Raw genomic sequence first — 13614 nt, 5'->3', positions numbered from 1 at the left:
CTCAGCAGTAGCGGATCCCAGCTTCCGCCCAGCGATCGATAGCCTGACCTATGCGCTCGCAATCGGCAATTAGGCTAATCCGCACGTAGCCCTCTCCTCCCTCTCCAAAAGCGCTGCCGGGGGTTACGACCACGCCTGTAGATTCCAGCACCCGCAGGGCAAACTCCGTCGATCCCTCAGGGGTGCCGTCGGCAGCGCGGGGGGTAGGGATCCAGAGATACATCGTCGCCCGTGGCGGCTCGATCCGCCAGCCCAACTCCGCTAGGCGGCCGATCAGATAGTCGCGCCGGCGGCGGTAGCGCTCTTGTACCTGCTCCAGGTAGCTATCCGGCAGGCGCAGGGCAGTTTCGGCGGCCTTTTGGATGGCGGCAAAAATGCCGTAGTCGAGATTGGTTTTCAGGGTGCGCAAGCTCTGGATGATCTGGCGATTGCCCACCACAAATCCCACCCGCCAGCCGGCCATGTTGTAGGTTTTGGAGAGGGTGTGGAACTCCACTGCCAAGTCCTTGGCGCCTGGGATCTGCAGCAGGCTGGTGGGCCGGTAGCCGTCAAAAGCCAGCTCGGCATAGCACAGGTCGTGCACCAGGATGAGATCGTAGCGGCGGGCAAACTCCACCACCTCCTCAAAAAAAGAGCGGGGCGCAACTGCCGCCGTCGGGTTGTTGGGGTAGTTAAAGTAGAGCACCCGCGCTTGCTGGGCCACTTCCGGCGGTATTTCTTGCAGATCGATCAACCACCCCTTCTGCGGGCGCAGCATCATCGGGTAGATCTGCCCGCCGGCAATCATGGGGCCGCGAAAATGGGCTGGATAGGCAGGGCTGGGCACCAACACCAGATCTCCGGGATCCACATAGGCCAGAGCCAGGTGGGTCAGCCCCTCTTTGGATCCCAGCAAAGGCAGCGCCTCTCCATTGGGATCCAGCTCCACCCCGTAGCGGCGCCAGTACCAATCCGTGATCGCCTGGCGGAAGCTGGCCGTGCCCTCAAAGGGCGGGTAGCCGTGGTGGGCGGGATCCGCAATGGCCGCCTGCGCCGCCTCCACCACCGGCTGTGGGGTGGGACCATCGGGGTTGCCCATGCCCAGATCGATCAAATCCAACCCCTGCTGGCGGGCGCGGGCCTTCAGCTCATCCAAGCGGGCGAAGACATAGGCGGGCAGCTTGTTCAGCCGCTGGGCGGGAACGAGAGCGCGGTTCATGGCAAGAATGGGGAAGGGGCACAGCCGGTGCCTGATGGGAGGATAGGTACCTAACTTACCGCCAGACCTGCATCCAAAGCAATGATCGAGATTGGCGGCTTTGGGCATCCGGGATCCCGAACAGCTAGGATAGATATCCCAAGTTATCGACGAGCCAACAGTGCCCCTACCTCTTGTGGCCATTGTGGGCCGCCCCAACGTGGGCAAATCCACCCTCGTCAACCGCATGGCGGGGGTGCGTTCGGCCATTGTGCACGATGAGCCCGGCGTGACCCGGGATCGCCTGTACCAGGAGGTGGAGTGGAACGGGCGCCGCTTGCGGGTGGTGGACACCGGCGGCCTGGTTTTTGGCGACGACAGCGAATTTCTGCCCCACATTCGCCAGCAAGCGATGGCAGCCATGGCCGAGGCGCAGGCCGTGATCTTCGTGGTGGATGGCCGAGAGGGACTGACACCCGCCGATGTAGAAGTGGCCGATTGGCTGCGCAAACAACCCCTGCCGGTGGTGGTGGCCGTAAACAAGTGCGAGTCGGGGCAGATGGGCCTGGCTCAGGCAGCAGCCTTTTGGGAGCTGGGGCTGGGGGATCCGATCCCCTGTTCCGGCATCCATGGCAATGGGGTAGCCGAGCTGTTGGAGGCGGTGCTGGCTCACTTGCCCGAAGTGACCGCAGAAGCCGCAGGCGAGCCAGATCCCATCGCCGTCTCGATTGTGGGACGGCCCAACGTCGGCAAATCCAGCCTGCTCAACCGCCTGGTGGGATCCGAGCGGGCCATCGTCAGCCCCATTTCCGGCACCACCCGCGATGCCATCGACACCGTGGTCACCTGGGAAGGGCAGCCCTATCGCCTCATCGATACCGCCGGCATCCGCAAAAAAAACCGCGTGCAGTACGGCATTGAGTTCTTCAGCATCAACCGGGCCTTCAAGGCCATCCAGCGCTCGGATGCAGTGCTGCTGGTGATCGATGCTTTGGAGGGGGTTACCGAACAGGATCAGAGGCTGGCCGGGCGCATCGAAGAAGAGGGCCGCGCCTGCGTTGTCGTCGTCAACAAGTGGGATGCAGTAGAAAACAAAGATACCCACACCATCAACGAGTTCACCCGCGAGATTCGCGACAGGCTTTACTTTATCGAATGGGCGCCGCTCCTGTTTGTCAGCGCCCTCACCGGGCAACGCACCCACAAAATCTTTGAGCAGGTGAATACCGTGGTGGCCGCCCACCGCAAACGGGTTCCCACCGCTGTGGTCAACGAAGTGCTCCAGGATGCTCTTGCCTGGCAATCGCCCCCCACCAACCGCCAGGGCAAGCAGGGCAGAATTTACTACGGCACCCAGGTGGCGGATCGGCCCCCCACCTTTGTTCTGTTTGTCAACGATCCCGATTTGTTTAAGGATAACTACCGCCGCTTCCTGGAAAAGCACTTCCGGCAAAACCTGGACTTTACCGGTACCCCCATTCGCTTTCTCTGGCGCGGCAAATCCGAGCGCTTGGTTGGGCGGGCGGTGCGAAAATTGGAGAGATCCCTGACCTCTCGTTAGGCCCTCTGGTCTACTGAAAGCCTATGGCTGTGGATCCCAACGTCAAAACCCTGGTTGACAACCGTCGCGCCCGCTTCGAGTACGACATCTTGGAGACCTATGAGGCCGGGATCCAACTGACCGGCACAGAGGTGAAATCGATACGAGCGGGCAAAGCCAACCTGCAAGACGCTTTTGCCCTCTTTCGGGATGGGGAAGCATGGCTGCACAATCTGCACATCTCCCCCCATGACACCGCCAGCAAAGTGTTTAACCACGACCCTACCCGCCGCCGCAAGTTGCTGCTGCACCGCCGCGAGATCGACCGCCTACGGGGCTTGGTGGAACAAAAGGGCCTGACCGTGGTTCCCCTCAAGCTGGTGCTCAACCGCGGCTGGATCAAAGCCCATCTGGGCGTAGCCCGTGGCAAAAAGCTCCACGACAAGCGGCAGGCAATCAAAGAGCGGCAAACCCAGCGGGAGATTCAGCGGGAACTGAAGGAACGATAAATTTCTCCCTGAGCCCCTGCTGGCTTCCACGTCGTTTGCCAAGCGCCTTTTTGTATTCTCAGATACAGCGATCTGCAGCGGGATCCCGATGATGGATGTAGTCTCCCGGCTTTGGATCCCTGTTCTGTTGGAGCTGCCTGTGAACTGGAATCTTACCCGCGCTTTTTCTCCCTCGAGAGGCTGGGCTATTGGCCTGGCAGTCGCCGCTCTACTGGGATCCACCCCCACAACAGCGCAAGAGACCTTCAAAGTGGGCATGGTGCTGGTGGGGCCGATGCAGGATGGCGGCTGGAGCCAGGCCCATGTGGAGGGCAGCGAATATGTCAAGGCCAAGTTGCCCGGTGTCGAGTTTGATTACCTGGATAAGGTGAACCCAGCGGATCGGCCCAATGTGCGCGCCTCTCAGGTGGCGGATGACATGATCGCCCGAGGTGCGAAGGTTATCATCTTTACTTCTGATGACCACAAAGACGACGCGATTGAAACGGCCCGCAAGCATCCCGAGATTGCGGTTATCCATGCTTCTGGGGACATGGCCTGGAAGGAGGGGAAAAATTACATCGATCTGCCCAACTTGGCCAACATCATGCCCCAGATGGAAGCGATGCGCATGGTGGCTGGCTGTGCTGCAGCCCTGGGCTCCGAAACCGGCAAAATTGGCCTATTGGGACCTCTGATCAACGATGAAACCCGCCGTTACGCTGCTGCTGCTTACTTGGGGGCCAAATACTGCTGGGATACTTACCGAGATCGTCCTGAAGAGTTGCAGTTCCGGGTGACCTGGATTGGCTTCTGGTTCAACATTCCAGGGGTTACTTTGGATCCAAGCAAGGTTGCCGATGACTTTTACAACAGCGGCTTTGATGTGGTGATGTCGGGGTTGGATACGCCGGAGGCGGCGGTACAAGGCAAGCGGGCTGCTGAGGCCGGAAAGCGAGTGCGCTACACCCACTACGGCCTGGCCAGCGGTTGTAACTTTGCGCCCGAAATTTGCCTGGGGGTTTCCTACTACAACTGGGGGCCAGGATACAAGCAATTGATCGAGGCAGCTCGCGCGGGCACCTTCGAGAGCCAATTCCTACGTCCGCCCATCGACTGGTCAGACATCAACAACCCGGACACGTCTTCGGCGGGGTTCATCATGGGAGAAGCCCTGAAGCCGGAAGACAAGGCCAAGCTGGAGGAGTTTATTGCTGGCTTGGGGAATGGCAGCATTCAGCTCTTCAAGGGGCCGCTCAACTTCCAAGATGGCACGCCCTTCTTGGCTGAGGGGGAAGTGGCCAGCGAGGTTGATATTTGGTATCTGGGCCAGTTGCTGCAGGGCATGGAGGGAGCCAGCAACTAGCGGAAGGCGTTCTAGGCTCCGGGTAGGGGGAAGAAGCGGTCGGTGGCTTTCACCCGCTGACACCAGGCTCGGATCTGAGGAAAGGGCTTGAGGTCAAACCCGCCCTGCTCCGCCACATGGGTGTAGGTAAAAAGGGCGAGATCGGCGATGGTGTAGCGGTTGCCCACAAAAAACACCTTCCCCTGCAGGTGGCCTTCCATGATCTCCAGCGCCTCTGTTCCAGATTTCAAGTTCTGGGCGATCACGTCAGCATGGGCCTCTGCTTGGCCGGCCCGCACCCAGAAGCGAGTGGTGGCGATGTAGCGGGCAATGCGGGTTTGTTCAAAAAGCAACCACTTCAAAATCTCGGCCCGTTCCAACTTGTTTTGGCCGTAGAGGGGGGTGTCTTCTGCCAGGTAGACCAAGATCGCGGCGGACTCGGCCAAGACCGTTCCATCTTCCAGTTCCAAAGCCGGGATCTGGCCCAGGGGGTTTTTGGCCAGGTACTCGGGGCGGCGGTTTTCTCCGGCCCTGGAGTTGACTTCAACCGTCTCATAGGGGATCCCCAATTGCTTGAGGAGCAATTCCACTTTGTAGCAATTTCCGGAGGTTGGGATCCCGTACAGTCGCAACATTGTGGTTAACCTCAGCCCAAAGCACCTTACAAAGAACTTCGTCCTAACAACGCCAACGGCAACCCAATCAACAAAAACCCTCTGTCCCTAACACTTTTTTAGCAGCTTTGTTCTTCCAACTCCTGCATCTGCCGGCGGTATTCCCGCCCAAAGGCTTGCAGCAACCCTTCTGCATGGGAAAGAGGCCCTGCTTCATAGGCACGGGATCCCACCCCTTGCTGGGTGAGCTCGCACAGGTGCCAATCCTGTCGATTGGTGCGATCCCACAATTCCACCACCTCGCTGGGATCAAAACCATCCAGCGCCAAGGTCTCCGGCTCAAACAGCCAATCGCAGACAACCCGCGTCCGGTCGGATCCCTGGGGCCACAGAGTGTGGGTCATGACATAGTCCGGCTGCAGGCTCAAGAATAGATTGGGCATAAGGGTGTAGTAGTAGGCCCGCCGTTGGTTCTCGCCTCGCACGGTGGAGATCAGGGGCAAGCTGCGTTGGCCACTCATGTTTAGGCTGGTCACATCTGGATTGAGCAACATGTAGCCGCCCAAAAAGGGGCCTTCCATCAGGTCGTTGCGACCGCTGCGAGCCGGCGAAAGACGGGCCAATTCCGGGTGAATGAGGGGGCAGTGGTAGCACTCAGAGTAGTTTTCAAACAGCAATTTCCAGTTGGCCTGAACGTTGTATTCAATACGATGACCTCGCCGCAGAGCGGACAGGTTCCACTCTCGGAAACGACCTTGCAATGGGGCAAAAACCTCATCGAAGGGCTGAGGATTGCGGCTGAGGTTGACCCAGACGAAGCCTTCCCATTCTGCCAAGGCAGCGGAGTGGAGGGGATAATCTTCACGGCGAAAGTCTTCCACCTCGTGCATCTGGGGAGCCGCCAACAATTGTCCATCCAGCCCATAGCGCCAGGCGTGGTAGGGGCAAGGGATCCCATCGGCAAAATGGCCTTGGAGCTCGCTGCAGAGTCGGGTTCCTCGATGGCGACAGTGGTTGAAGAAGGCATGGGCTTGCCCCTTGGGATCCCGTACCAGGATCAGGCTTTCCCTGAGCACCTGCACCTGCAAAAAGTCTCCAGGTTGGGCCAGATCGGCACTGCGCCCCACGCAGAACCACTGCCGATAAAAAATCCGCTCGATCTCCGCCTCAAAACGGCTGGAGGAGACGTAGTAGTGGCCCGGCAGGGTGCGGGCGCCGGGTTGAACAGTAGCGGGATAGAAAGCGGTCATGGGGCAAAGCAGCGATAAGAAAAACTGCTGTGGGACTCCAGAGGCTTTGCTATCCAAGCTAACGCAGGGATCCCATCCGGCATCTATTCCAAGCAGATCCAAGGCATTTTTAAGGCATTTTTGCAGCATTCCCCCCAGGCACGCCGTGCTGCTCGCGCAAATACCCCAGTCTCCTACCCACAAGGGGAGAGGGGGGCATAAGAACTCCGTCCTGCTGACGCAAATGGCTTATTCCCGCTAGGGGGACGTAGCGCTGTAGCCCAAGTCGCGCAGAAGGTGCTCAGAGCGCCGCCAGTGGGGCCGCACCTTGACAAACAGCTCCAGGTACACCTTGCCCAGGATCAGCTTTTGAATCTGCAGGCGGGCTGCCTGGCCGATCTGCTTGAGCCTTTCCCCTCCTTTGCCAATGAGGATCCCCTTTTGCGAGTCCCGCTCTACATAGAGGGTGGCCAAGATGCGGGTGACGTTGGGGGTTTCTTCCACCTGGTCGATGGTCACGGCCACGGAATGGGGCACTTCCTCGCGGGTCTGCAGCAGCACCTGTTCTCGGATCAGCTCCGCCATGATGAACCGCTCCGGCTGATCCGTCACCAGATCCGGCGGGTAGTAGTAGGGGCCGGTGGGCAGCAGATCGATGGTGGCTTGGATCAGGGGTGTCAAACTGCTGGGATCCAAGGCAGACACCCAAACGACAGGAGCGCCGGGGCGCAGGGCTTGGTAGCTCTCTTGGTGAGCTTGGCGCACGGCAGCATCCCGAGGAAGCAGATCCGCTTTGTTGCAGACGATCAGGCAGGGGGAAGCAGCAGGGATCCGCTCGGCAATAAAAGCATCCCCGCGTCCTGCCGGCACCGATCCATCCACCACGAAGAGGATCACGTCCACAGCGGCAATGGCTGCCTGGGCGTTGTGTACCAAGATTTCCCCCAGGCGGTGGTGGGGTTTGTGGATGCCAGGGGTATCCACCCAGATGATCTGGGCTTGGGGTAGGGAGAGGATCCCCTGTAGGCGGTTGCGGGTGGTCTGGGCCACGGGAGAGGTGATGGCAATCTTTTGTCCCACCAGGGCGTTGAGTAGGGTGGACTTGCCCACATTGGGCCGCCCGATCAGCCCCACAAACCCCGACTTAAACCCTGGCGGGGCAGCCGGGATCGCAGACAGTTCCCCACTGCTGACACGACCGGGCGCCGATTCCCCTTCTGCTGCAGCAGCGGAGGACTCTGTCCCGCCGTCGCCAATGGATCCCTGTCCCTCAGGGGAGGGATCCCTCCCGTCTGGAGGAGAGTGGGAAGATCCGGCGCTCTGCTCTCGTAGCTCTTCTAAAGGCTCTGTCCCGCTGTCGCGAGAGGAAGCTGGGGATGGGGAGGGTCGGGATCCCTGCAGGACGGCCAGCTTGAAGTTGTAGTTCTCCACCATGCCTGGGATCAAAAACAGGTCAATCAACTGCCCAATGCCCAACAGGCCAAAGGTGAACAGCCAGAGAACGCCTGTGCCGGTCTTGCCCAGGTAGAGGCGATGGACGCCACAGATCCCGAAGATGCCCAACGCCCAGAGGATATAGGCAGTACCGACAGACTTGGGTTCAGCGGGGGGCAGCAGGTAGCGAGAACTCATGGGGATTTGACGAGATAACTTTGAGCGGGTACTCCAAGTCTAAGTCTGTCATCTCCTGGCCTGGACGGGCAGAAGAGAACCGGCGTGATCTCTGCAAGCAAGCTGGGATCCCTTCACGGCCATAACTTTCACCCAACCTCTAGCGGATAGAGTAGGCTGCTGAGGCGGCAGGCAACTGCAAGGATAGGGATCCCAGCGGGGCCAAGGTGGTGCCGGGGTAGTAAAAAGCGAGGATTTGCGCCGCGTTAAACCCCTGCCGAGCCAGGGTATAGGAGCCGTACTGGCTCAAGCCCACCCCATGGCCGAAGCCGCCACCGATGAAGCGATAGCCTGCCAATCGCTCCCCTTGTTTCAGAGGCTCTATCCGAAACAGGGTGCTGTACAGGCGAGGAAAAGCCAAGCGTACCTGATCCTTGCGCAAAAGAATCGAGCGGATCCCTTCTGCCGTCTGCAAGTCCAATTGCATCACCTGCACCCGGCCACTGGCGGAGCGCTCCAGGATCTGCATCCCCGCGATGCTGCTCCAGGTGGGCATCGGGATCCCTAGGTAGTCTTGGCCGGCGCGCAACTGGGTGTTCAGCTCCTCCAGAGATAGGGAGAACTCCCAGCGGAATAGGCGGGATACCCCTGCTTCGTTGAAGCCCTCTCGTTGGGCCAAAAACGCCTGGAAGCTGCTCTCCTGCCGCAAATCCAGGGGCTTACCCGGTTGATGGGCAATATCCGCTTGCGGGCGTAGGTAGGGGCGCGGATCCCCGTCCCAAACATCTTCAAAGGCCGCCGAGATGCCGCCATTGGTAGAGGAATAGACAGCATCCACCAGCTCGCCATTGTAGGTGAGCACCAGGCCGCTGGTCTGGCGAATGGCTTCGTCTGCCCGTGGGTGAGTTCCGGTCAATCCCTTGTAAACCTGGCAATGGGTATTGGCGCAGAGCTGATAATCGTCAACCTGAAAGCGGTGGAGGTTCTTGAGGGCGTAGGTGCGCGCCAAAATCGCCTGGGCGGCCATCGCGGCAAAAGGGGCCCCTGGCCCCACCTCGTGGGGAACTACCCCCCGCAAATAGGTTTCCAGAGGCACGGCATTGACCACAGTGTAGCTGCCGTAGGCATTGGGCTGAAAGGTGATGGATCCGGCATAGTAGTGGTCGTTCACCCGTAGATAGCCGGCATCAGAGGTCACCCTGAGGCGGGTGCGGTGGTAGCGAAAGTGTTCATGAACCCAGCTCAGCTCCGCCCGTTCGCGTCGCTCCTGCACCTCGAGCCGCACATGGGGGATCCCTTCTTTCTGGGCATACTGCTGAATCTGGGCCAGTTGTTGCGGGGTGTAGGCGCGGTTGGCCCACACCTGCCATTCTTGCGGCTGGGCGATCTCGGTGCTGATGCCCAGAGACTGCCAATGGTTGGCATTGGCCTCGGCACTCTCAAAGCTTTTGTGGCTGCTGAGGATTAGACGGTATACGGTTTCCGGGGTGGTCAGGGCGCGATTGACAATGCCGATGCTGACCCGAGGCGTTCGCTGGGTCTGGGTGCTGCCGTCTGCTTGAGGGAATTCCAGGGTGAGAAGGGATCCCGTCGGCGCCGCCAGCTCCACTTGATCCGTCTCAGAACGGCCAAAGCGTTGCAAAATGCCTATATGCAGGATTGGGTTTTCGGGGGTGGCTGCCGTGGCCAAGGTCTCTTCACGAACTCCGGTTGCGTCGGCGGCATGGAGCGCTAAGGCCGCCAGCAACAGGCCCAAGCCGGAAATGAGGGTGCTCTGTTTGCGCCAGCGGGACGGAGCCCCTAAAAACCGACGGGGTTTGGCAGTGAGAGCCTGACAACTGGCCATGGCCGCTTTATCCTAAAACACACCCTGTCGATTTTACCCCCATCTTTTTTGGCCTACCTGCAGCGGTTGCGTTAGCGGTGGGGAGCATGACTCTAGTCAATAATAAGCTCAACTATACTGAAAATAATGTATAATATGTTCAGTACGGATTACTACCAGTTGATCTTTCTGTTTACTTTCGAGTCTGCCAACATGGTAGCCAAAGCAAAGCAGAAAATTGGTAGTAAGACGACACGGAAACTGCGCTTTGGGTATTCTACTCAAAGCTTTGCGGGATACCGCCATTCTGGTTGGAAACAAACAGAATGCTATCGCTGCATAGTTGAACAGTGATGTTCAGCAGTGTTCAGCGTAAATGTATCAGCACCATGGATGCTTTTCCTCGCATGTCTGTTCCCGACGACGGGTTCCCAATCGCCACGGCGGGACGCCGCCCCTCTTTGCACAAGGGATCCGGCTGGAGGCTGGGCTGGGATCCCACCCGTTCCCCTTTTGTTGCGCTGGTGGGGGGAGAAGCCTGGGCGCTGGAGCTCACTCAGGAGGAGTGGCAAGCGTTTGTGCAGGGGGTGCAGCGCCTGCAGCAGGATATGGAGGCCATCGCCTCCCAACTGATGGCGGAGGAGAGCATTACGCTGGAGCAGACTTGCCCTGCTTTGACGTTGATTGCCAGCGGCAGCGCCACCGCCTGGGGCCTCTACGTGCAATTGCATCAAGGCCGGCGCGGAGAAGGTTTTTGGCCTGCTGATGTTGTCCCTGAGCTATGCCAGGCCCTCGCCCAATGCTTTCAGGAAGCTCTCTAGCCCCCTGAAGCCTGCAGTCTGGATCCCTGCCCAGGGTTTTTGGGGCGAAGCTACAACCCCTTGATTCCCTTCAGCGCCTGAGAGAACCGATGGATCTGCACCATCTGCACACCTACATTCGTCCCCAACAGCTTGAGGACTTGACCGCATGGGATCCCGGCTGGAACTGGCTGGCCGGGGGGACTTGGCTCTTCTCACAGCCGCAACCCCACCTGCGGGGACTGATCGATTTGCATCCTCTGGACTGGAACGAGCTGGAAATCAGTGCAGAAGGGTTAAAACTGGGGGCAACCTGTACCTTCCAGCAACTGTTGCAATACGATTGGCCACCCCATTGGCCAGGGATCCGCGCCCTGTGCGAGGGAATGGCGTCTTTGGCCTCTTTTAAGGTGGCCCACTTGGCAACGATAGGGGGAAATCTCTGCCTGGCCCTGAGTGTCGGTGTCGTAGCACCCGTGTTGATCGCCCTTGAGGCCACCTACACGCTGATCGATCTGCAGGGATCCCTGCGCCACATCCCCGCTCAGGACTTTCAAACCGGCCCCCAACAAACTCTGCTGCAGCCGGGGGAAGCCTTGCGATTGGATCCCGGCCCAACGCCTGCGCAGCCCCAGCACCTTTCAGCGGCTCGGCATCACCCAAACGGATCCCGCCTTGGTGATCGTTGCCGGATCGCGCGATCCCGACTCAGGCGATTATCGCTTCGGACTCAATGCTGCCCTTTCACCCCCACAACTGATCCAGATGGGATCCCGGCCCGATCCAGAACATCTTCCCCAACTTTTGGCAGAGCAAGCCCACGGCTGGATCGCGGATTTTCGGGCCAGCGCCCTTTACCGCCAACGCATGAGTGAGGTATTGATTCGCCGCTGTATAGACATCTTGGGCTAATCGGGGTATTGCCCCATCCCAACAGGGGGCTGAGAACAACGTACTCATCCTGCCAAAGCTCCCGCCGCTCTGAAAGTAAAGGTTTTAGGCGTGGGTCAGTGCCCCGGTTTGAATCGAAATGACCATAAGTCTGACATTCCCGTCCATAGGATTGAGATAGCCACAGGCAAAAATTCATCTGTTGCTGTTCCAAAAATGGGTAACACATAAAAAGTTTGGGGCAGTAGCAACTGGCAGTGTCACCCCATAGACAGCCGCGAAAACAGTTCACAGTGAACTCAGATTTATCTGGCCTTAAAACTTGAAGCCAGTTTACAAAAAATTTACCTACAGTTGATATCCAGTGGGGTTTTGGATTCAGGAGTTCACATGATTTGATGAGGAAAGTTTTGGGTCTGCGAAGGGTAACCTGAGACCAAGAAAAGGCTTGAATACCAGGGCAAGATCCTTCGGGTTTAGCCGGGTGCCTGATTTCTCCCAAAGTGGGGCTGAGGCTGTCATGAATCGGTTTTCCCTTCATGAAGTCTATCTCAGGAGAATCCTTTTCCGTCTGGCCACTGCGGCTCCTCGTGGCATGACATTGATCGAGTTGCTGGTGGTCATTGTGATTGTCGGTACTCTCTGCGCGGTGGCCATTCCCAACCTGCTTAACCACATTCGCCGTTCCAGAGTTGCTGAAGCCCAAACAGCTTTGGCGACCATTGGCCGCGCTTCAGAAATCTTCCGCATGGATTTTACGGTTTATCCTTCCAGCTACGCCGATATTCAATTCGGAGGGATCCAAGGGGATCGTTATCTGCAAGATCCCTGGCAAGCCCCCAACTATCGTCTCCCCGAAGTTGTTCCTCCCACTCCTGGCCCAGCTGGCATGCGTTGGATGACGGAGTCTCACACCTACACAGCTGCTGGTGGGAATCCCCTGCGCTGTGACATCGGCCTTGGGGATCGCCAGCAAGAGGTTTTGGTCTCCGGCTACAACCTACACAACTCCTGCAACCTCTATCGTTGACCTGCCCAGGCAGGAGTCTGGCGGCTTGAGGAAGCGGGACTGGGCGGACTTGAACCGCCGACCTAGCGCTTAGGAGGCGCTTGCTCTATCCATCTGAGCTACAGCCCCTTGTCGAACATCCTACTGCTCTTAGCCCCCATCTCAGATTACAGCCCTTTTGCAGATGAGGTGATACCCGACCAGTTCTCATCATGCCCCAACTGGGTCTGGCGTTATCGGTTGTGTTGTTGACATTGACCTGCTAGACATCTTCTGTGATGCTAAGAAGTGTTAAGCTAAGGACTTGGATCCCAAACCGAGGTCAGCCCTATGGAATCCCTTTCTGATCCCTTCGTCAATCCCCCCATTTACTCTGCCATCGCCTTATTCAGCTTTTTTGCTGTTATCTTTGGCATCATTTTCAAGGACAATTTGGAATACCAGGTGGCCCTTTGGCAGCTCAACCGGGATAGCCAAGCGCAAATTCGCTACCGCACTCCTGGGGTGATCCTCACCTACAGTCTCTGCTGCCTGTTTACCTCTGGGTTTGTGGCCGCGTGTCTGAACGTGTTTGGCCTGTCTATGGCCTTGGCCGCCTGCGTCGGTGGGATCCTAGTGTTGAGCACGGCAGGCTTGGTGTGGTGGCAGTTGGGATCCCTGATGGCTCTGTTGGCTGCCGGTGGATCCCAGGCCATCGATATTGACTCTTACGGAGCAGGGGCCATTTTGGATTCTGAGGCGGCAGCACCCCCCGAGGGAGAATAGGATCTTGGAGTAGTCTTACCCCATGCCCTGGTCTAGCTGGATCAGCTGGATCCAGAAGAGCGTGCCTACAGAGTAGAGAAAGCTTAAGAAGTTTCTGGCCAACTTGTTAAAACGAGAGAACAAGTGCCAGCTCAGCTTTTGAAAAACGCCTCTTTCTGTAAAAAATTACAAATTATAGTCATTCCAAACTAGACTGGGACACTCCCCAAGCGTTCCGCCTCGCCTCCGTGACCGCTCCCAGAGGAGAGGGGAGCTAGAAAGCAATACAACGGAAATGTTTCATCCCTGTTTAAAATGACTATACTGGTTACAATCTCTCG

Annotated in this window: 12 protein-coding genes, 1 tRNA gene and 2 pseudogenes; 8 read left to right on the top strand and 7 right to left on the bottom strand. The window is 58.3% G+C overall.

From position 1 onward, the window contains the following. Position 1 precedes the first annotated feature (1 nt). On the bottom strand, positions 2-1198 hold the full coding sequence (locus ACVWXW_RS03115) for an aspartate aminotransferase (RefSeq protein ID WP_414415961.1): 1197 nt from the start codon (positions 1196-1198) through the stop codon (positions 2-4). A gap of 160 nt (positions 1199-1358) precedes the next feature. On the opposite strand from ACVWXW_RS03115, the gene der reads away from it, so the two are divergent. From der to ACVWXW_RS03100, 3 genes are all read left to right on the top strand, one after another. Beyond that, entirely contained in the window at positions 1359-2738 is a 1380-nt protein-coding gene (der, locus tag ACVWXW_RS03110) for a ribosome biogenesis GTPase Der (protein ID WP_011432890.1), read from the top strand. 23 nt (positions 2739-2761) lie between these two features. Then, on the top strand, positions 2762-3226 hold the full coding sequence (gene smpB / locus ACVWXW_RS03105; protein ID WP_011432891.1) for an SsrA-binding protein SmpB: 465 nt from the start codon (positions 2762-2764) through the stop codon (positions 3224-3226). Positions 3227-3317: 91 nt separating this feature from the next. Next, positions 3318-4571 (top strand): BMP family lipoprotein, encoded by a 1254-nt coding sequence (locus ACVWXW_RS03100; RefSeq protein ID WP_457402719.1) that lies wholly within the window; start codon positions 3318-3320, stop codon positions 4569-4571. A gap of 11 nt (positions 4572-4582) precedes the next feature. Here ACVWXW_RS03100 and ACVWXW_RS03095 read toward each other — a convergent pair whose 3' ends face one another. The 5 genes and pseudogenes from ACVWXW_RS03095 to ACVWXW_RS03075 all read right to left on the bottom strand — a co-directional run bounded on the left by ACVWXW_RS03095 (position 4583) and on the right by ACVWXW_RS03075 (position 9850). Continuing rightward, positions 4583-5185: a glutathione S-transferase family protein gene (locus tag ACVWXW_RS03095; RefSeq protein WP_414421759.1), complete on the bottom strand. Its 603-nt coding sequence runs from the start codon at positions 5183-5185 to the stop codon at positions 4583-4585. Between the two features lie 98 nt (positions 5186-5283). Further along, positions 5284-6414, bottom strand: coding sequence for an aromatic ring-hydroxylating oxygenase subunit alpha (locus ACVWXW_RS03090; RefSeq protein ID WP_041437237.1), 1131 nt, complete (start codon positions 6412-6414; stop codon positions 5284-5286). 237 nt (positions 6415-6651) lie between these two features. Beyond that, positions 6652-7572, bottom strand: coding sequence for a GTPase Era (gene era, locus ACVWXW_RS03085; RefSeq protein WP_414417179.1), 921 nt, complete (start codon positions 7570-7572; stop codon positions 6652-6654). Between the two features lie 279 nt (positions 7573-7851). After that, positions 7852-8025, bottom strand: a pseudogene (locus tag ACVWXW_RS03080) (TM2 domain-containing protein); the annotation flags it as partial. Positions 8026-8164: 139 nt separating this feature from the next. Continuing rightward, positions 8165-9850 carry a SpoIID/LytB domain-containing protein gene (locus tag ACVWXW_RS03075; RefSeq protein ID WP_457402717.1) on the bottom strand — a complete coding sequence of 562 codons (1686 nt, stop codon included), beginning with the start codon at positions 9848-9850 and terminating at the stop codon, positions 8165-8167. Positions 9851-9988: 138 nt separating this feature from the next. Here ACVWXW_RS03075 and ACVWXW_RS03070 point away from each other — a divergent pair. The 4 genes and pseudogenes from ACVWXW_RS03070 to ACVWXW_RS03055 all read left to right on the top strand — a co-directional run. Next, positions 9989-10172 (top strand): annotated as a pseudogene (locus ACVWXW_RS03070) (hypothetical protein); the annotation flags it as partial. A 46-nt stretch (positions 10173-10218) separates the two neighbouring features. After that, positions 10219-10650, top strand: coding sequence for a DUF1818 family protein (locus ACVWXW_RS03065; protein WP_457402715.1), 432 nt, complete (start codon positions 10219-10221; stop codon positions 10648-10650). An 89-nt stretch (positions 10651-10739) separates the two neighbouring features. Beyond that, a complete protein-coding gene (locus ACVWXW_RS03060; protein ID WP_457402713.1) occupies positions 10740-11504 on the top strand; it encodes an FAD binding domain-containing protein in 765 nt (254 codons plus the stop codon). Between the two features lie 536 nt (positions 11505-12040). Continuing rightward, positions 12041-12550, top strand: a complete 510-nt coding sequence (locus ACVWXW_RS03055) for a type IV pilin protein (protein ID WP_457398702.1) — start codon at positions 12041-12043, stop codon at positions 12548-12550. A 34-nt stretch (positions 12551-12584) separates the two neighbouring features. On the opposite strand, the gene ACVWXW_RS03050 is transcribed toward ACVWXW_RS03055, so the two are convergent. Beyond that, a tRNA-Arg gene (locus ACVWXW_RS03050) sits at positions 12585-12658 on the bottom strand. Positions 12659-12859: 201 nt separating this feature from the next. On the opposite strand from ACVWXW_RS03050, the gene ACVWXW_RS03045 reads away from it, so the two are divergent. Next, on the top strand, positions 12860-13294 hold the full coding sequence (locus ACVWXW_RS03045; protein WP_011432900.1) for a hypothetical protein: 435 nt from the start codon (positions 12860-12862) through the stop codon (positions 13292-13294). Positions 13295-13614 lie beyond the last annotated feature (320 nt).

It is taken from the genome of Thermostichus sp. MS-CIW-30 (genome assembly GCF_054058015.1).
The sequence above is the reverse complement of the archived record's forward strand: the minus strand, read 5'-3'. Positions and strand labels throughout refer to the sequence as shown.

Bases quoted from the DNA above. Each gene is read 5' to 3' on its own strand.
- ACVWXW_RS03115 (WP_414415961.1), bottom strand. From the start codon at position 1,198: ATGAACCGCGCTCTCGTTCCCGCCCAGCGGCTGAACAAGCTGCCCGCC.
- ACVWXW_RS03075 (WP_457402717.1), bottom strand. From the start codon at position 9,850: ATGGCCAGTTGTCAGGCTCTCACTGCCAAACCCCGTCGGTTTTTAGGG.
- ACVWXW_RS03100 (WP_457402719.1), top strand. From the start codon at position 3,318: ATGGATGTAGTCTCCCGGCTTTGGATCCCTGTTCTGTTGGAGCTGCCT.
- smpB (WP_011432891.1), top strand. From the start codon at position 2,762: ATGGCTGTGGATCCCAACGTCAAAACCCTGGTTGACAACCGTCGCGCC.
- ACVWXW_RS03095 (WP_414421759.1), bottom strand. From the start codon at position 5,185: ATGTTGCGACTGTACGGGATCCCAACCTCCGGAAATTGCTACAAAGTG.
- ACVWXW_RS03060 (WP_457402713.1), top strand. From the start codon at position 10,740: ATGGATCTGCACCATCTGCACACCTACATTCGTCCCCAACAGCTTGAG.
- ACVWXW_RS03065 (WP_457402715.1), top strand. From the start codon at position 10,219: ATGGATGCTTTTCCTCGCATGTCTGTTCCCGACGACGGGTTCCCAATC.
- ACVWXW_RS03055 (WP_457398702.1), top strand. From the start codon at position 12,041: ATGAATCGGTTTTCCCTTCATGAAGTCTATCTCAGGAGAATCCTTTTC.
- ACVWXW_RS03045 (WP_011432900.1), top strand. From the start codon at position 12,860: ATGGAATCCCTTTCTGATCCCTTCGTCAATCCCCCCATTTACTCTGCC.
- ACVWXW_RS03090 (WP_041437237.1), bottom strand. From the start codon at position 6,414: ATGACCGCTTTCTATCCCGCTACTGTTCAACCCGGCGCCCGCACCCTG.